Origin of the sequence: Nocardia sp. SSK8, assembly GCF_037034205.1 — a bacterium.
Classification (GTDB): Bacteria; Actinomycetota; Actinomycetes; order Mycobacteriales; family Mycobacteriaceae; genus Nocardia.
Genome location: NZ_JBAGKD010000017.1, coordinates 18,400 through 34,516, shown reverse-complemented (window position 1 = coordinate 34,516; position 16,117 = coordinate 18,400). Strand labels below are relative to the sequence as shown.

The following is a 16,117-nucleotide window of genomic DNA, read 5'->3' as shown; positions in this document are numbered from 1 at the left end:
GGTCTAGTTCTTTCCGCTCGCATTTCCGACATGGATATTGTTGAACTGCGCGGCGAGTTCCTCATCGCTGACCTGGAAGGTGTTGGCGACAGTCGCGACAGATATCTTCATCGCGGCTATGCCATCAGTGAAATTGTTCAACGGCGTTGCGAGCAAAGGGGCCATTTGCTTGACCATCCATTGCACCGCAGAACCTTCCACGGCATCGAAAGACGCCGCGAGCTTGCCTGGAAGGTCGGCCGCTCGGATGCTCCCGGCCGCTTCGTCGGCTTCATTGGCGAATGTCCGGAGAATCGCTGGATCGACGTCCATACCCCCACCTTTCGGTATCGGCGTGCTGCTGATACCCGTCTGCAAGATCGTGTTGACACCGTAGCATCGGGCCACGCGTACGCTATCTCGTCAAAGGCGGTGGTACCGTGTCTGCGGACTCGATCGGCTGCGAGGGGCGGCCCGACAGGAGGGGGTGGTCAACGATGATGTCTCGGACGGCTGGAGTCATCGCTTCCCTCGCCGCCTGTGTTCTGGTTGGCGGGTGTGACGGTTCACAACCCCGAACCACTGGTTCAGAGGCGGAGTCGGTGTCGGTCACACCGTCGGCTCCGTCGACCGATTCGGATGTTGCCCGCTGGGATCCGTGCGATTTGTCCGATGCGGATATCGCCGACGCGGGGCTAGATGTGGCTAGTAAGAAGACGGATGTCGCTGGTGTGGGCTTCGAAGGCTGGCGCGTCTGTGGTTGGCGGGATTCCGGGAATGTCTTCGATTTCGTGGTGATGTCCTCGGCTCACACGCTCGATGAGGTGCGTCAGCGCGACGACTACGTGGACTTCACCGAGAGCACTGTCGGTGGACACCCCGCGCTCCAATACCGCCCCGCGGCGGCGGCGACCAACGCGCTCGTTTGCTATGTGTCGGTGGCAGTTCCCAGCGGAATGGTGGATTTCAAGGTACAGAACCGTTATGGGGTTCCTGGTGCCGACGCTGATCCGTGCGTTGATGCCAGGCGGCTCAGCGGAATGTTCGCGGACGAACTGCCGCAATCTTGATGGGGGTGCGCAATGACTTTTGAGATCAACGCCGCTGAGTGGGCCCAGGTCGCCAGCCGCGCGGCCGCAGGGGAACTCGCACTCGATCCCGAGGTCGGCAAGAATCTCGAGCGGGTATGCGACGACCACCTTGATGTGCTACGTGAAGCCTTGCTGTCTTCCGACAGCGTCAGCCACATCTCAGGTTTCGGCCCGTTCAACTCGAGCAAGGCATTGGAGAAGAAGTTCTCGCTCACCGGTTCCGGCGGTGACCGTTCGCTCGACGCGGCGCTGAAGCAGCACATCGACACCGTTCTGGCGGCGAAAGAGGCGATCGTCAAAGGCATGGCGAACTACCGGGCGCAAGATACCGCCACCCACGACAGGATCGCGGGCGCGGAGGGGCAACTGTGACCTACGAGGAGTACCGAGACCGGATCATCGCTGCTCAGGAGCAATGGAACAGTGATCGGAACTCGATATACCTCGTGCAGTCGATGGGGCAGTTCGCCAGCGTCTTCGACGGTGCCATGCAGCCGCAGCACATCAACATGCCCGACAGCTACGATCACATGACCCTGGCCGAGATGGTTCAAGCGGTTTCGGAGATGAAGCCCAGCGCCGCTGGAAATGCCTCTGCAGCCTGGAAATCGATCGGCGACAACCTATCGAAGTCTCTCGATACTTTCAATCAAGCGTTCTCGCAAGCTGTTACGAGTGGTTGGACGGGTGTAGCGGCTGAGGCTGCTGTCGCGGCGGTGAGCCGGTATGCGCAACAGTCGAAAGCGTTGCCTTTGGCCGCGACCGCGATCAGTCTGAAGCTGGCGGAGTTGCAGACCGGGATCGAACAGACTCAAGCGCTGATGCCGGGACTCACTCAGCGTCCTGACATCGCGGGCAAGGAACTTCCCGGCGATGGCGTGATGAAGGCTGGGGATTACACCGAAGAAGAAGCGACCCAGGAAGCTCGTCGGATCCTGCGAACGGTGTACGGTCAGGTCGCCGTGCAAGCCGATGCGGGGGTTCCCTTCGTCCCTGGTGCGTCATCGATAACCGCTGGCGAGGACCCTGGCAATGGCGGTGGTCCCGCCTCCGCCGGACCGGGCACGTCGTCGAAGCCTGAGCAGCGAGGTGACAGCGGTGACCCGCAGACTCCGGCCGAAGATCCCGGAGCCAGCGAGGACCCGGCCCTGACAGATCCCGGCGCGAGCAGTCCTGATGTGGCGGACGAATCTTCTGGCGACACAACAGAGGGATTGACGGGCGATGACGGCACTACGGCACAATCGGCAGCCGCTCCGAGTTCAGCGCCGCCAAGCGTGGCTCCCAATACGACAAGCCCAGCAGCGCCAGGCTCAGGGGCACCGGGTGGTGGCCCGGCAGGCGGGGGAGTGGCAGGCGGAATCGGTGCCGTCGGTCATGGCGCATCGACATCAGGGCGTGGTGTGCCAGGTACTCCGGTCGCGGAGAAGCCCGCAGCTGCGTCTTCCGGAAACCGTGTCGCCTCGCCAGGCTCGGGGCGCGCCGGTATGGCCGGTATCCCGGGAATGGGTGCGCCGGGTGCTGGGCGCGGTCGCAGTGAGGAAGCCGAGCACAAGGGCACACCCGAGTACCTGATCACGCAGGAGCATGGCGACCAGGTCACCGGAATCGACACGCAGGGTGGTGTCGTTCCGCCCGTCATCGGTGGGGATTACGAGAGTGCGGACCGTTAGGTTCACCGCCCAGGAGTTCGAGATCCTGTGGACGTCGCACGACCGTGATCGACTCCCGTATCCGCTGCAATTCCGCACTGCGATCAGTGATTTCGATCAGCTCGCGCGAGATCGCGCTTCCTGCGTTGAATCGCTGTTGGAGAAGTACGATCCGGTAGTCGAATCCGCGCTCGGAGTGCTGCTGACCCCTGAAGCGCGACTGGAATCCAAAGGATTTCGCGGCCTGGGCAGTGCCGAAGTGATCAGGTTCTATGGCGCGGTCCGCGGCTCCTCAGGTGCCACTCTGTACCAGCTTCCTGGATCGGCGTCGGACACCGGCGGTGACGTGATCCTCAGGTTCGGCACGCTTGACGATGTCGCCGAGCAGGCGGTCGCGGCCTTACCTCGATCCGGCCCCGGTTCTCGCCCGCCAGTTGAGGTCACTCGCGAGCGTCTCGCGGAAGAGGACAATCACTTCGAGTTTCGTGCGGGAGTCCACAGCGCGGCAGAGCGATTGAGCCGAGTCGTGCGGCGCAAGCGCCTGGCGTTCGGAGAGGTGTCGGCGTTCCCCGGGCCATCGGTTGACTCCCGGCCGGGGACGAGGGGCCGAACGTTTTGGTGGATGGACTTCGCCGACGGTCGATACTTTGCCAAAACCGGCGATCCGATCATCGTCGAACCGATCGATGCGGCGCGCCTGACTGCGGGAATTCGCGCGATGCTGGGCCGAGTGCAGCGCTACCACCTCGAAGACCTTGATGAAGGGCGTTGCGGCGTTGACTTGGGAACGTCGGCCAAAGCCGGTCAATCGCTGACTACATGATCAGGTCGGGGAGGCGGAGCCTCAACCGAGGGGTATCTGGGCGATTGGTTCGTGATCACGGCGGGAACGGCGAAGTCTAGTCCTGGCCGAAAGGATGCTCAAAAGCACGGTCACAGTGGATCGTTGGGCTGGCACGGGCTGACCCAGGGTGTCGGGTGATGATCGGCTGGATGACTGTGGTGCCGGGTGTACCACTGGTAGTGTGATTTTCGTCTATCTGGGTCAACCGAAGGTGGTTCGATGAGTCTCATGCATGTTCGGCAGATCGAAACCCATGTGCGCGAGACATATTCAGATGGTTGGGTCGCGAATCTGAGCGAGGATGCCAATCTGTCAAGGCTTCTCGCGCGATACGCTCTGGACTTGGCGCAGCCTGTACAGGCCAACTCGGATGCCTTGCAGGTGGAGGTCACCGATCATGGCGATGATGGTGGAATAGACGCGGTGGCGGTGGATCCTCGAACGAATCTCGTTACGCTGGTTCAGAGTAAGTGGCGTAAAGACGGCAAAGGGTCGTTTGATCTAAATTCTATGAACCGGTTTGTGGACGGCGTCAGAAATCTGTCCGAGATTGATTCGGCTGGAATTGTAAGTTGTTCGGCCGAGATGAAAAAAGCTGTAAGCGTGGCATTGAGTAAACCTGGGGGTCGTCTCTTGCTGGTTGTGGTAACGACCGCCTCTGAGCCACTTAGTGATGTTGTCCACGCTCCAATGAATAAGCTCCTGGGCATCTTCAATGACGATCCGGACTCTGACCCTATCGCTGCGTTCAAGTATGTAAAGCAGTCGGATCTGTTTTCTTCGATAGCGCAGATCCCTCGAGAGAAGATCGATCTTGACTTGTCGATCCTTGAATGGGGTAGGCTGCGGGATCCCAAGTCGGCCTACTATGGCAGGGTGAACGCACTGGAAATCGCCAGATGGTTCGAATCGCATGGCGAGTCTCTCTTCTCGGATAATATCAGGCTGGCGCTGGACAACTCTGAGATCAACGACGGAATTTTCAGAACCGCAGTATCCGATCCGGAGTTATTCTGGTATTTCAACAATGGTCTGACTATTCTTGCTGAGGAAATCGATCAGAGCATTGCCGGTAGTGTCACCCGAGATGCGGTGAATCTGAGGCTGATCGACGCATCGATTGTGAACGGTGCTCAGACTGTGTCATCTCTTGGTAGGGCAATGCGGGCTGGTCGAGAGCATGAATTGAAACAGGCGTATGTCCTGGTTCGATGCATCGAGATCGGCGGAGATGAGGCGCCGGATCTTGCTCGAAGAATAACGCGTTATGCCAACACTCAGAACGCGGTCCTTGGGCAGGACTTTGTCTTCTTGGATCCTGAGCAGCATCGATTGGCTCAGGAGTTGCGGTCGCTTGGCTACACGTACCTACTGCGCTCGGGTGAATCATCGGGCGATGTAGATTCATCCTCTGTGATCGATGTTCGTCTGGCTGCAGTTTCATTGGCTTGCGCGTCGGGTGATATCGGCCACGCGGTCACGGCGAAGCGCGAGGTCTCGAAGCTATTCGATCGTGATTCCGGACCTTACAAGACTTTGTTCAATCCTCAGGTGGATGGTCTCTACCTGAGTCGCGTTGTCGAGGCTGTAAGTTGGGTTGACTACACTCTCGATAAGGAATTGGAGTCGTCCGATGGTCTACGTGCTGGCGTTGCCATTCACGGGAGGCGTATCATTGCGTACCTCGTGCTCAAGAGCATCGGTCACAAGAAATTGCGTGATCCGTATTTGAATTTCAAATCTGAACTTGATGAGATTCCGGCTGCTTCGCTAAGCCTACTTTCCGGGTTGGTTTCGAAATTCCCGGATAATGCCTATCCGGGAAATGTTTTCAAGAATAGAACTCGCTGCGAAGAGCTTATCGCGGAATTGTCCATAGCGGGTCGTGCGTGAGCTGCACGACCAGGCAGCGTCGCCGGGTGATCCATCCAGTGGAACGGAGAGTCGTTGATGGCGAAGCGAAGTGCTGAAGAGTACGATGCGATTGCGGCCGAATTCGAGAACGGTGACTATGCGGTTGTCGGTCCGATCGAGGTGGGGCCTGAGTTGATGGTGGGGCGAGAGGGCGGATCGTAATCGTCATCGAGACTGATTCACGATCGGGTATTAAAGCACAGTCGTCACCGGCATCGTTTCAGCCCTCGACATCGGTTAGGTCGAACCCACCATGAGGACACCGCCAAGTGGCGTCGGCGGGTTGTGCGGCGCGGGTCTAGTGATTGTCGGCGGTGAGGTCTGTGAGGATCGCGCGGACGCGGTTGGCTTCCTCCGGCATTCTGTTGGCGAGAGCATTCCAGAGGATTTCGTGATCGACACCGTCGTAGTTGTGGGCCACCAAGTTCCGGGTTGCCTTGATTTGTCGCCATGACACCTCTGGATAGGCGGCGATGAAGTCATCTGGTATGCGTGCAACCGACTCGCCGAGTCGATGCAGAACTGCCTCGGAGGCCAGTCTGAGGTTCTGGTCGGCGTCGTAGGCTTCCTTGCCACCGTTGATGATGTGCGCGGCCATGTCGCTGAAGGTGAGGAAGTCTCGCAAGCTCTTGATCGTTCGTTCGCTAACAGGGCAGCGACTCACAGCGGCTTGGCCTCGTCTCTGATGGGGTGTGGGCCGTCTGGTAGTCCACGTTCGGAGACAACGTCGACGTGCAGGCCTGTTAGTTCTTCCAGTTCGAAGACTAGGTCGGCCATATCGAATAGGTCGGCGTCGGGGTCGAAGCGAACCAGGAGGTCGATGTCGCTTCCGGAGACGTCATCGCCTCTCGACGCGGATCCGAAGACGCGAACTCGATGTGCCTTGTGGCGGGAGGCAAGGGCGATGATCTGATCACGGTGTTCGGCGATGACCCGGGAGGGGCGCGGCCTGGCGACGGCCTGAAGTCGGGCCAGCATCATGGGGGAAGGCCGTCGTGCTCCCGATTCGTAGGCGGCGATCACAGATCGAGCGACACCGGCTCGGTGCGCCAGCTCGGCCTGGGTGAGACCAGCGGCAAGAAGCAGGTCGCGGACGGTTTCCATGGTCCGATGATATCGGAGGAGCGGTCGGGGGAGCGACCTCATTTGATCAGGTAAGGCGAGACGGAGCTGCGGTGTTCGCTGATGTCGAGGGTTTTGCCGAGCGGGGGGAAGGCGCGTTGGGGGCAGTTGGCGCGGACGCAGACTCGGCAGCCCGCGCCGATGGGGGTGGCGGTGGCTTCGCCCAGGTCGATGCCGTCGGCGTAGACGACGCGGCTCGCGTGGCGGAGTTCGCAGCCGAGGCCGATGGCGAAGGTCTTGCTGGGCTGGCCGTAGCGGGTGGCGCGGCGTTCGACGGTGCGGGCGACCCAGAGGTATTTGCGGCCGTCGGGCATCTGGGCGATCTGGGTCATGATCTTGCCGGGGTAGGCGAAGGTCTCGTAGACGTTCCAGAGGGGGCAGGTGCCGCCGCTGGCGGAGAAATGGAAACCGGTGGCGGACTGGCGTTTCGACATATTGCCCGCGCGGTCGACCCGGACGAAGGAGAACGGCACGCCGCGCAGGGACGGGCGTTGCAGGGTGGAGAGCCGGTGGCAGATGGTCTCGTAACTCTGTGAGAAGAAGGCCGAGAGGCGTTCGATGTCGTAGCGGAAATCCTCGGCGACTTCGTGGAAGTGGTTGTAGGGCAGGACGGTCGCGGCCGCGAAGTAATTCGCCAGGCCGAGCACGGCGAGTTTGCGGGACGCCTCGGAACCGAAATTGCCCTCCTCCACCAATTTGTCCAGCAGCGGTCCGCATTCCAGATAGGCCAGTTCGGCGGCGAGTTTGAAGGTGCGCTGGCCGCCGGACAGGTGCGGGGAGATCTCGAGCTGTTTGGTGGCGGGGTCGTAGCGGTGCAGTACGCCCTCGCCGAGGTCGATGCGTTCGAGGATGCGCACGCCGTGCGCGCGCAGCAGCCGCACGATCTCGGTGCTCACCTCGCCGCCGTGGAATCGGATGCGGGTGGTGAGATCCTCGGCGGCGGTGTCGAGTTCGTGGATGTAGTTCTGCCGCTGATAGAAGTAGTCGCGCACTTCCTCGTGTGGTTTGGAGATCGCGGCGCTGCCCGAGCCGTCGGAGAATCGGTCCTCGGTGGCGGCGGCCAGCTGCGCGCTGGTGTTGCGGTACCGGTTGTGCATGGCGACCAGGGCCCGGGCCATGGACGGATGCGCCGAGACCATGTCGGCGATCTCCTTGGTGTCGGCCTCGATGCCGAGCTCGGCGTCCATCACCACCTCGGAGAGTTCGGCGATGAGCCGGGTGTCGTCGTGGGCGGAGAAGAAGGCGGGGTCGACGCCGAAGACCTCGTTGATCCGGGTGAGCACCGGCACCGTCAGCGGCCGCACATCGTGCTCGATCTGATTCAGATAGCTCGCCGAGATCTCCAGCTTCTGGGCCAGCGAGACCTGGCTCAGGCCGCGTTCGGTACGCAGCTGGCGCAGCCGCGCACCGACATAGGTCTTGGCCATATGTCCAGTTTAGGGGCGCTTTCGCAGGCTTGCCAACGGATTCTTAACAGCGTGGCCTGAGCGATGTGTCACACCCCCTCGTTACTGTCGGGGGGTGCTGTTCAGCGAGGTGGTCGCCGCGTCGGCGGCCGTACGGGCGACCCGGTCGCGCAAGGCGAAGATCGCCGCGCTGGCCGCGCTGTTCGGTGCCGCGAGCACCGCGGAGATCCCGACCGTGGTGGCGTGGCTGTCCGGCGAACTCGTGCAGGGCCGGATCGGGGCGGGCTGGCGCACGGTGACCGGGCTGGACACCCCGCCCGCCGCCGAGCCCGCGCTCACCGTCGAGCAGGTCGACGCGGTCTTCGAGCAGCTCACCGGCCTCAGCGGCACCGGGTCAACGCTGCGCCGCCGGGCGCTGCTCACCGAACTGTTCACCGCCGCCACCGCCGAGGAACAGTCCTTCCTGCTACGGCTGCTCACCGGTGAACTGCGCCAGGGGGCGCTCACCGCGATCGTCGTCGAGGCGCTGGCGGCGTCGACCGGGATTCCGGTGGCGGTGGTGCGCCGGGCGCACATGCTGTCGGGACGGCTGCCCGAGACGGCGGTCGCGGCGGTCACCGGGGGTGCCACCGCGTTGGCCGCCTTCCGGCTCGAGGTAGGGCGTCCGGTGGCGCCGATGCTGGCCTCGCCGGGCGGTTCGCTCGACGAGGCGCTGACCGAGCTGGGGGAGCAGGTCAGCGTCGAGCACAAACTCGATGGCGCGCGCATCCAGGTGCATCGCGAGGGCGAGCGGGTGTGGGTGTTCACCCGGACCCTGCGCGATATCACCGCGAGCGTGCCCGAACTGGCCGGGCTGGTCCGCGGGCTGGCCTGCGCCAGCGTGGTCCTCGACGGCGAGACCCTCGCGCTCACCGACGCGGGCCGCCCCCGCCCGTTCCAGGAGACGATGAGCCGCTTCGCCACCGTCAGCGACCCGGGCGAGCTGCTGCTGCACCCGTATTTCTTCGACTGCCTGCACCTGGACGGCCGCGACCTGCTCGACGAACCGCTGCGGGTGCGCCGCGCGGCACTGGAAGCGGTCGCGGGACCGCACGTCATCCCGGCGCTCACCGCGCCCGGTGCCGAGGCGGCCGCCGAGTACTACGACAACGCGCTGGCCGCGGGCAACGAGGGCCTGATGGTGAAATCCCTCGACGCGCCCTACGCGGCGGGCAGGCGCGGCAAGTCGTGGCAGAAGATCAAACCCGCGCACACCCTCGACCTGCTGGTGATCGGCGCGGAATGGGGATACGGCCGACGCACCGGATTCCTGTCGAATCTGCACCTGGCCGCGCTGGACCCGGACACCGGCGAGCCGGTGATGGTCGGCAAGACCTTCAAAGGGCTGACCGACGAATTACTGCGTTGGCAGACCGCGGAGTTCCCGGATCACGAAACCCACCGCGACGATCAGGCCGTCTATCTGCGCCCGGCGCTGGTGGTGGAGATCGCGCTCGACGGCGTGCAGACCAGCACGCGCTATCCCGGCGGGGTCGCGCTGCGTTTCGCCAGGGTGGTGCGTTACCGACCGGACAAACAACCGCGCGAGGCCGACACGATCGAGACCGTCCGGGCCTTACGCCCCAGCTCATGAGATTTTCCCGCAACGGTTTGGCAATCCGGCGGCAGCATACGACACACTGTTCGGGTGAGCGCCGAACTATTGGTCCTGTTGATCGTCATCGTCACAGCTCTCGCCTTCGACTTCACCAATGGATTCCATGACACGGCCAACGCCATGGCGACCTCCATCGCCACCGGCGCGCTCAAGCCGCGCGTGGCGGTCGCGCTGTCGGGCTTGCTGAATCTGATCGGCGCGTTCCTGTCGGTCTCGGTGGCGGCGACGGTGGCCAAGGGCATTGTCCAATTGAACGAAGTGAGCGGGCAGGACCTGCTGGTCATCGTGTTCGCCGGTCTGGTCGGCGGCATTCTGTGGAATCTGCTGACCTGGCTGCTCGGCCTGCCGTCGAGTTCCTCGCACGCGCTGTTCGGCGGCCTGATCGGCTCGACCATCGCCGCGCTGGGCTGGAACGGCGTCATCTGGGCCTCGGGCTCGGAGGGCGTGCTGATCAAGATCGTGCTGCCCGCCCTGCTCGCGCCGGTGATCGCGGCGCTGGTCGGTGCGATCGGCACCTTCCTGGTCTACCGGATCACCCACGGCGTCGACCAGGACAAGGCGGCCGAGGGCTTCCGCTGGGGCCAGGTCGGCTCGGCCTCGCTGGTCTCGCTGGCGCACGGCACCAACGACGCGCAGAAGACGATGGGCGTGATCTTCCTGGCGCTGGTCGCCTACGGCTCGGTCGACAAGGACGACCACCTGCCGCTGTGGGTGATGGCCTCCTGCGCGATCGCCATCGCGCTGGGCACCTACCTGGGCGGCTGGCGGATCATCCGGACGCTGGGCAAGGGCCTGGTGGAGATCGAGTCGCCGCAGGGCCTGGCCGCCGAGTCGACCTCGGCGGCGATCATCCTCACCTCCGCGCACTTCGGCCTGCCGCTGTCGACCACCCAGACCGCGACCGGCGCCATCCTGGGCACCGGCATCGGCAAGGGCGCCGAGGTGCGCTGGCGGGTGATGGGCCGGATGGCGGTGGCCTGGCTGCTGACCCTGCCGATGGCGGGCATCGTCGGCGCGATCTGCTGGGCGCTGGCCACGGTGATCGGCGGGCTGCCGGGCGTGCTGGTGGTGTTCGGGGTGCTGATCGCCGGGTCGCTGGGGATCTATCTGCGGTCGCGGCGCGACCCGGTCGGCACCCACAATGTGAACGAATGGCCGGAGGAACAGGCCGCGCCGCAGTCGTCCATCGAGCAGAACCACGCCGGGTAGAAGGAAACGATTGTGCAGACTGTGATCACCAATCTGGGTTCCCTCTGGGAAGTGGTACTGGCCGCGGTGGTGTTCGGGGCCGGTGTGCCGACCGTGTTCGCCTTCGCCGTGCGCTGGTGGGCCCAGGCCGAGACGGTCGACGCCGAGGGCCGAGTGCGGCGCAATTACCCCGCGCTGGCCGGGGCGCTGATCTGCCTGGTCCTCATCGTGGTGGTGGTGATCGCCGGGATCCTGTTCACGGCGAAGGCCTTCATCGCCCATCAGTTCGGCATCCATCTTTTCGGCGAAGCGTGAGTGAGGGAGAGATTCGATGACCGAGACACCAGAGTCCCCCGCGGTTCGCGGCAATCTGCTCTCCCGTGTGCTGGGCTGGCTGCGCGCCGGGTATCCGCAGGGTATTCCGCAGTCGGACTATGTCGCGCTGTTCGCGGTGCTGCACCGGCACCTCACCGATTACGAGGTGGTGGTGATCGGCGAGAAACTGGTCGAGGCGAATCCGAATCGGGAATCCATCAGCGAGGCCGAGATCGAGGCCGCGATCGCCGATTTCGCCAAGCAGCAGCCCGCGCCCGACGACGTCTCGCGGGTCGCCTCGCACCTGGCCGCCGGTGGCTGGCCGCTGGCCGAACCGCTCGACGACAGCGAACCCGCCGCCGACCCGGAGTGACAATTCCACGGGGCCAGCGGAATTCATGGCATACCACTGTTCGCGAATCGACTGGCAGCGCGACGGGCGCACGCTAGCATTCAGGCGTGGTTCGGCGTGTGAATGAAACCGATAGTGGTCGTAGTTACGGTGGATTGTCGCGCCAGCAACGAGTCGCGTTGCGTCGCAGCCGGTTGACCGACGCGGCCCTGGAACTATTCGGTACCCAGGGATATTCGGCCACCTCGATCGAGCGCCTGTGCGCGACGGCGAATGTGTCGACCCGCAGTTTCTACGAAGACATCGGTAGCCGCGAAGCCCTGCTGATCGCCCTGGTCGACCGGCTCAACACCACCGCGCTGCGCCGCCTCGACGAGGCGCTAGAGCGCACCAGTGAGGAACCGCTGGTGGTGCGGGTGGTGGAGAGTTTCCGCGCGTTCCTGGCGGTGACCTGCCGGGATCGGCGGGCGGCGCGGGTGTTCTATGTCGAGGTGGTCGGGGTGAGCCCGGCGGTGGAGGAATGGCGCCGTGCCCAGCGCCGCACCATTTCCGGCCTGCTCACCCGGGAGGCCGAACGGGCCGCCGAACGCGGCGAAGCCGAATCCCGCAGCCTGCACCTGTTCGGCCTCGCGGTGATCGGCGCGGTGAATTCCCTGGCCCAGGAGATGGTGCACGCCACCGTCCCCGGTGACGCCATTTCCGTCGACGAGATCTGCGACGAGATCGCCTACTTCATCCGCTCCGGATTGACGGTGCGTTCGGCGGTGCTGCCCGCGAGCTGAGCACGCACGAAAAAGGGAGGCATCCGAATCGGATGCCTCCCTTTTCTCGGCGCGGATTACGCCGGGATGGCCATACCCTCGGCGAGCAGCGGCCACGAATCGTGCAGCGCCTGCTCCCAGTAGGGCCAGTAGTGGGTGCCCATCGGGGTGAACTGGTAGGTCGCCGGGATGTTCAGCGAATCCAGCTTGTTCTTGAGGTTGTGGGTGCAGGCGTTGGTCGCCGCCTCGATCCCCACACCCAGACCCAGGTTGATCACGCCCATCGGGCCGGGCGCGCCCTGCAGGTAGTACTCGACGTCGGCGTTGGTCGGCATGCCGCTACCGCTGGAGACGTAGAGCAGGGTGCCGCGCAGCTTCTCGGCATTGATGACCGGGTCGTTCTCCACCCAGGCCGGGTCGTCGTCGGCGCCGTACATATTGGCGACCTTGCCGCCCGCCCAGGTCTCGACCGAGAACTTCACGGCCTGCTTGCCCATCGGGTCGGCGATCTGCGCGCAGCCGGAGTAGGCGGCCACCGACTTGAACAGGCCGGGCTTGGCCTCGGCCAGCTGCAGCACCGAGGTACCGGAGGTGGACAGGCCAGCCAGCGCGTTGTTACCGGTCGAGTTCAGGGTGGAGTCCAGCAGCGGGGGAAGCTCCTCGGTGAAGAAGGTCTTCCACTTGTTCAGGCCCAGTCGCGGGTCTTCCTGCTTCCAGTCGGTGTAGTAGCTGCCGCGACCGCCGATCGGGAGCACCACGTTGACGTGCTTGTCGGCGAGGAAGCCGAGCGCGTCGGTCTGGGCCTGCCAGCTCGCCGAGCCCTCACCGGCGTCCAGACCGCTGAACATGTAGAAGTTCGGCGCCGGGGTCGACTCGTCGGCCGGACGCTGCACGTCGACCGTGATGTCCTTCTTCATCGCCGCCGAGTACACCTTCAGGTGCCAGGTGCGCCCGTCCTTGACCACCGAGGTCACGGCCGAGGCCTTGTCGGGTTCGGCGGAGGCGGCGCCACCACCGGCGAGCACGCCCACCGACAGCGCGGCGGTCAGGGCCACGGCGGTGGTACGCAGGGCGGCCACGTTTCGTAGTGCGGAGAGCTTCATCGAACAGTCGGTTCCAGTCCACGGGCCGTGTGGGCGCCGTCGTCGCAGTGGTTCCCCCCTGGGCACGGCGATGCGCTCGCCGCCACGGGGCTGTCAGTCCTTCTCGACACTCTATGTCCTATGGCAGGACCGAATCGTTACCGGTTCACATTCGACGGTGATCTGGGCCACCGTCAGTGGCTCAGATCGCGAGGCCGACGGCGGAGGAGCCGTAATCACGCTGGGCGGCCAGGCGCAGCCCGGCGCGCGAGGCCAGGAAATCGGCGGTGACGAAGACCGCGGTCTCGGCGGGCGTGCGGGCGCCGGATTCCAGGCCCGCGGGCACGTGCAGGCGCGACAGGGTGGGCTCGTCGAAGCCGCCCGCGCGCAGGTCGTCGAGGCGGCGGGCCTGGTCGGCCGGGGAGCCCAGCGCGGCCAGATAGCCCAGCTCGGGCAGCCGCAGGGCCACCGTGAGCAGCGGGATCTCGAAGCGCGGCTCGTTGGCCAGCACCACGATGCCGGTGCTGGCGTCGATCTCCCCGGCGGCGGCGAGGGTGTTGAGGTAGCGGTGCGGCCAGTCGACGACCACCTCGGCGCCGGGGAAGGAGGCCGGGTCGGCGAACTCGGGGCGCGAATCGCAGATGCTGACCCGGTAGCCGATCATCCGCGCCTGCGCGGCCAGGGTGGCGGCGTAGGCGTTGGCGCCGAAGATCAGCAGCCGCGGCGGCGGGCAGTAGGAGGCGACGAACAGATCCGACTCGGGCAGCGCGACCAGTTCGGTGGCGTGCTTGCGGTCGGTGACCAGATGCTGACCGATGACATCGGGGTCCTGATTCCACACCACGGTGAACACGGTGACCCGGCGATGGGCCTGGATGTCGGCGGCGATGGTGGGGAACTCCGGGAAATCGCGGCAGGAGAACGGCTCGATGAAGATATCGACCAGGGTGCCGTCGTCGGAGCTCGATTCCATCCCGGTGATCATGCTGTAGCGGCGGAGTTGCCGGATGCCGGTGCGCGCGGCTTCCATGGCGGCCTCGTAAACGGTCTCCTCGAGCCGTCCGGACGCGATGGATCCGAAGACGCCGCCGTTGGGAGTGACCAGCATCGCCGAACCGATCGGCAGCGCGCTGGTGCCGATGGTGCGGACCACCGTGGCCAGGCCACCGGTACGGCCCGAATGCCACACTCGCAGAAGGTCATCGACGATATCGCGCATATCTCAAACTCCGATCACTGTGCGCCGACTTCCGGGAAATCGCGATCGGTCCCTGTCGCCAAGTCGTCGCACGTGACGCACACCATATCCTGTCGGGTGCCCAAATAGGAACCGCCCCCGCGATCGCCAACGGCGACAGCGGAAATGGCCTCCCAGTGCTTGTTCTTTATCACAGCGGGATGGCCGGGTGTGTTGTGGAACACAGCACGTGCCAGTCCGCTCTCGCTCGCGCGGGCCGCGCCGAGCACCCGGGCGACGACGCGGGCGTCGATATCGGGGATGTCGACGGGCAGGAACGCCACATACTCGGTCCCCGCCCCGGCGGCCGCGCGCAGGCCCGCGCGGACCGTCGCGCCGAGCCCGCTCGCCCAGTCCTCGACCCAGCGCCAGGCGGTGCCCGGCGGGAGCTCGACCGCCGCCGGATCGGGGCCGGTGGCACCGAGCAGGACGACGACCGGATCGCATCCGCCCCCGCGCAGCGCGGCGACCGCGCCGCGCAACCAGGCGCCGTTCTCGGCCAGCACCTTGGGCTGGCCGTAGCGGCGCCCGGCACCGGCCGCGAGGACGATGCCCGTGCAGGTCAGCGGCGCGATCGGGGGCATGGCGGCCAAGGTAGCCAGGCAATGTTGCCCGGTGATTACGGCCGCGCGGCGGAGCGGCGACGACACGCCGACATGCGGACCCCGCAGCGGTGGCGGGCGGCCCGCGATGGGGTGATGCTGGACCGATGACGAGCGAAGGTATCGGCCTCGCCGGTTTCAACGAGCTGTCCCCGGCGGCCGCCGAAGAGGCATTGCTTGCCTGTTGCGCCGCCCCGACCTGGGCCCGCGTGGTGGCCGGGACCAGGCCCTATCCCACCGTCGCCGCGCTGCTGGCCACCGCCGACGCCGCGCTGGCCGGGCTCGGCGCGGACGACCTCGACGCGGCGCTGGCCGCGCACCCGCGCATCGGCGGGCCCACCGATTCCCCCGCCTCGGCCCGCGAGCAGGCGGGCGTCGGCGAGGCCGAACGCGCGGCGCTGGCGGCGGGCAATCGCGCCTACGAGCGGAAGTTCGGGCACCGCTATCTGGTCTGCGCCGCGGGCCGCGGCGGGGCCGAGCTGCTGGCGGTGCTCACCGCCCGCCTGGACCACGATCCGGCAACCGAAAGGCAGGTCATGCGCACCGAATTGGCGAAGATCAACCGTCTGCGCCTGGCGCGGCTGGTGGCGCGGTCGTGACCGGGCTGAGCACGCATGTGCTCGACGCCGTGCGGGGTGTGCCCGCGGTGGGGGTCGCGGTGTGGCTCGAGCGCGCGGGGCTGCGGATCACCGAGGCACTCACCGATACCGACGGGCGGGTGGCGGAACTGGCGGCCGGGCTGAATCCGGGCGACTATCGCCTGTTCTTCGACACCGGCGCCTATTTCGCCGCCCAGGGCACCGAAACCTTCTATCCGGAGGTGTGTATCGCGTTCACGGTGGCGGGGCAGGCGCATCTGCATGTACCGCTGCTGTTGTCGCCGTACGCCTTTTCCACCTATCGAGGGAGTTGAGC

At 65.2% G+C, this 16,117-nt stretch carries 19 protein-coding genes; 12 read left to right on the top strand and 7 right to left on the bottom strand.

The window, feature by feature from the left end; translation table 11 throughout:
• Positions 1–3: 3 nt before the first annotated feature.
• On the bottom strand, positions 4–312 hold the full coding sequence (locus WA675_RS25020; protein ID WP_336087657.1) for a hypothetical protein: 309 nt from the start codon (positions 310–312) through the stop codon (positions 4–6).
• Between the two features lie 164 nt (positions 313–476).
• Here WA675_RS25020 and WA675_RS25015 point away from each other — a divergent pair, with 164 nt between their 5' ends.
• The 5 genes from WA675_RS25015 to WA675_RS24995 all read left to right on the top strand — a co-directional run bounded on the left by WA675_RS25015 (position 477) and on the right by WA675_RS24995 (position 5,459).
• On the top strand, positions 477–1,049 hold the full coding sequence (locus WA675_RS25015) for a DUF3558 domain-containing protein (RefSeq protein ID WP_336087655.1): 573 nt from the start codon (positions 477–479) through the stop codon (positions 1,047–1,049).
• 12 nt (positions 1,050–1,061) lie between these two features.
• On the top strand, positions 1,062–1,442 hold the full coding sequence (locus tag WA675_RS25010) for a hypothetical protein (RefSeq protein WP_336087654.1): 381 nt from the start codon (positions 1,062–1,064) through the stop codon (positions 1,440–1,442).
• A complete protein-coding gene (locus tag WA675_RS25005; protein ID WP_336087652.1) occupies positions 1,439–2,743 on the top strand; it encodes a hypothetical protein in 1,305 nt (434 codons plus the stop codon). Before WA675_RS25010 ends, WA675_RS25005 begins: the two co-directional genes overlap by 4 nt.
• Positions 2,730–3,545, top strand: a complete 816-nt coding sequence (locus WA675_RS25000; RefSeq protein ID WP_336087651.1) for an ESX secretion-associated protein EspG — start codon at positions 2,730–2,732, stop codon at positions 3,543–3,545. The genes WA675_RS25005 and WA675_RS25000 overlap by 14 nt, the downstream gene beginning before the upstream one ends.
• A 240-nt stretch (positions 3,546–3,785) precedes the next feature.
• Positions 3,786–5,459: an AIPR family protein gene (locus WA675_RS24995; RefSeq protein ID WP_336087649.1), complete on the top strand. Its 1,674-nt coding sequence runs from the start codon at positions 3,786–3,788 to the stop codon at positions 5,457–5,459.
• 319 nt (positions 5,460–5,778) lie between these two features.
• Here the strand turns inward: WA675_RS24995 and WA675_RS24990 are convergent, their stop codons facing one another.
• The 3 genes from WA675_RS24990 to ramB all read right to left on the bottom strand — a co-directional run bounded on the left by WA675_RS24990 (position 5,779) and on the right by ramB (position 8,029).
• On the bottom strand, positions 5,779–6,078 hold the full coding sequence (locus WA675_RS24990) for a HepT-like ribonuclease domain-containing protein (RefSeq protein WP_336087648.1): 300 nt from the start codon (positions 6,076–6,078) through the stop codon (positions 5,779–5,781).
• Between the two features lie 62 nt (positions 6,079–6,140).
• On the bottom strand, positions 6,141–6,584 hold the full coding sequence (locus WA675_RS24985) for a helix-turn-helix domain-containing protein (protein ID WP_336087647.1): 444 nt from the start codon (positions 6,582–6,584) through the stop codon (positions 6,141–6,143).
• A 38-nt stretch (positions 6,585–6,622) separates the two neighbouring features.
• A complete protein-coding gene (gene ramB, locus WA675_RS24980; RefSeq protein ID WP_336087645.1) occupies positions 6,623–8,029 on the bottom strand; it encodes an acetate metabolism transcriptional regulator RamB in 1,407 nt (468 codons plus the stop codon).
• Positions 8,030–8,123: 94 nt separating this feature from the next.
• Here ramB and WA675_RS24975 point away from each other — a divergent pair, with 94 nt between their 5' ends.
• The 5 genes from WA675_RS24975 (at position 8,124) to WA675_RS24955 (ending at position 12,302) form a co-directional block, all read left to right on the top strand.
• A complete protein-coding gene (locus tag WA675_RS24975; protein WP_336087644.1) occupies positions 8,124–9,641 on the top strand; it encodes an ATP-dependent DNA ligase in 1,518 nt (505 codons plus the stop codon).
• Positions 9,642–9,695: 54 nt separating this feature from the next.
• Entirely contained in the window at positions 9,696–10,874 is a 1,179-nt protein-coding gene (locus WA675_RS24970) for an inorganic phosphate transporter (RefSeq protein ID WP_336087643.1), read from the top strand.
• Positions 10,875–10,886: 12 nt separating this feature from the next.
• Complete coding sequence (locus WA675_RS24965; protein WP_336087642.1) at positions 10,887–11,168, top strand: hypothetical protein; 282 nt, start codon at positions 10,887–10,889, stop codon at positions 11,166–11,168.
• 16 nt (positions 11,169–11,184) lie between these two features.
• Positions 11,185–11,541 (top strand): DUF3349 domain-containing protein, encoded by a 357-nt coding sequence (locus WA675_RS24960; RefSeq protein ID WP_336087641.1) that lies wholly within the window; start codon positions 11,185–11,187, stop codon positions 11,539–11,541.
• 158 nt (positions 11,542–11,699) lie between these two features.
• Complete coding sequence (locus tag WA675_RS24955; protein ID WP_336087640.1) at positions 11,700–12,302, top strand: TetR/AcrR family transcriptional regulator; 603 nt, start codon at positions 11,700–11,702, stop codon at positions 12,300–12,302.
• 56 nt (positions 12,303–12,358) lie between these two features.
• On the opposite strand, the gene WA675_RS24950 is transcribed toward WA675_RS24955, so the two are convergent.
• From WA675_RS24950 to WA675_RS24940, 3 genes are all read right to left on the bottom strand, one after another.
• Complete coding sequence (locus WA675_RS24950) at positions 12,359–13,384, bottom strand: alpha/beta hydrolase (RefSeq protein ID WP_336087639.1); 1,026 nt, start codon at positions 13,382–13,384, stop codon at positions 12,359–12,361.
• A gap of 181 nt (positions 13,385–13,565) precedes the next feature.
• Entirely contained in the window at positions 13,566–14,582 is a 1,017-nt protein-coding gene (locus tag WA675_RS24945) for an XdhC family protein (protein ID WP_336087638.1), read from the bottom strand.
• Between the two features lie 14 nt (positions 14,583–14,596).
• Positions 14,597–15,184 (bottom strand): nucleotidyltransferase family protein, encoded by a 588-nt coding sequence (locus tag WA675_RS24940; RefSeq protein ID WP_336087637.1) that lies wholly within the window; start codon positions 15,182–15,184, stop codon positions 14,597–14,599.
• Between the two features lie 125 nt (positions 15,185–15,309).
• On the opposite strand from WA675_RS24940, the gene uraD reads away from it, so the two are divergent.
• Positions 15,310–15,801, top strand: coding sequence for a 2-oxo-4-hydroxy-4-carboxy-5-ureidoimidazoline decarboxylase (uraD, locus tag WA675_RS24935; RefSeq protein ID WP_336087635.1), 492 nt, complete (start codon positions 15,310–15,312; stop codon positions 15,799–15,801).
• Entirely contained in the window at positions 15,798–16,115 is a 318-nt protein-coding gene (uraH, locus tag WA675_RS24930) for a hydroxyisourate hydrolase (RefSeq protein ID WP_336087634.1), read from the top strand. The genes uraD and uraH overlap by 4 nt, the downstream gene beginning before the upstream one ends.
• Positions 16,116–16,117: the final 2 nt, after the last annotated feature.

Bases quoted from the DNA above. Each gene is read 5' to 3' on its own strand.
- WA675_RS25020 (WP_336087657.1), bottom strand. From the start codon at position 312: ATGGACGTCGATCCAGCGATTCTCCGGACATTCGCCAATGAAGCCGAC.
- WA675_RS25015 (WP_336087655.1), top strand. From the start codon at position 477: ATGATGTCTCGGACGGCTGGAGTCATCGCTTCCCTCGCCGCCTGTGTT.
- WA675_RS25010 (WP_336087654.1), top strand. From the start codon at position 1,062: ATGACTTTTGAGATCAACGCCGCTGAGTGGGCCCAGGTCGCCAGCCGC.
- WA675_RS24995 (WP_336087649.1), top strand. From the start codon at position 3,786: ATGAGTCTCATGCATGTTCGGCAGATCGAAACCCATGTGCGCGAGACA.
- WA675_RS24990 (WP_336087648.1), bottom strand. From the start codon at position 6,078: ATGGCCGCGCACATCATCAACGGTGGCAAGGAAGCCTACGACGCCGAC.
- WA675_RS24985 (WP_336087647.1), bottom strand. From the start codon at position 6,584: ATGGAAACCGTCCGCGACCTGCTTCTTGCCGCTGGTCTCACCCAGGCC.
- ramB (WP_336087645.1), bottom strand. From the start codon at position 8,029: ATGGCCAAGACCTATGTCGGTGCGCGGCTGCGCCAGCTGCGTACCGAA.
- WA675_RS24960 (WP_336087641.1), top strand. From the start codon at position 11,185: ATGACCGAGACACCAGAGTCCCCCGCGGTTCGCGGCAATCTGCTCTCC.
- WA675_RS24950 (WP_336087639.1), bottom strand. From the start codon at position 13,384: ATGAAGCTCTCCGCACTACGAAACGTGGCCGCCCTGCGTACCACCGCC.
- WA675_RS24945 (WP_336087638.1), bottom strand. From the start codon at position 14,582: ATGCGCGATATCGTCGATGACCTTCTGCGAGTGTGGCATTCGGGCCGT.
- WA675_RS24940 (WP_336087637.1), bottom strand. From the start codon at position 15,184: ATGCCCCCGATCGCGCCGCTGACCTGCACGGGCATCGTCCTCGCGGCC.
- uraD (WP_336087635.1), top strand. From the start codon at position 15,310: ATGACGAGCGAAGGTATCGGCCTCGCCGGTTTCAACGAGCTGTCCCCG.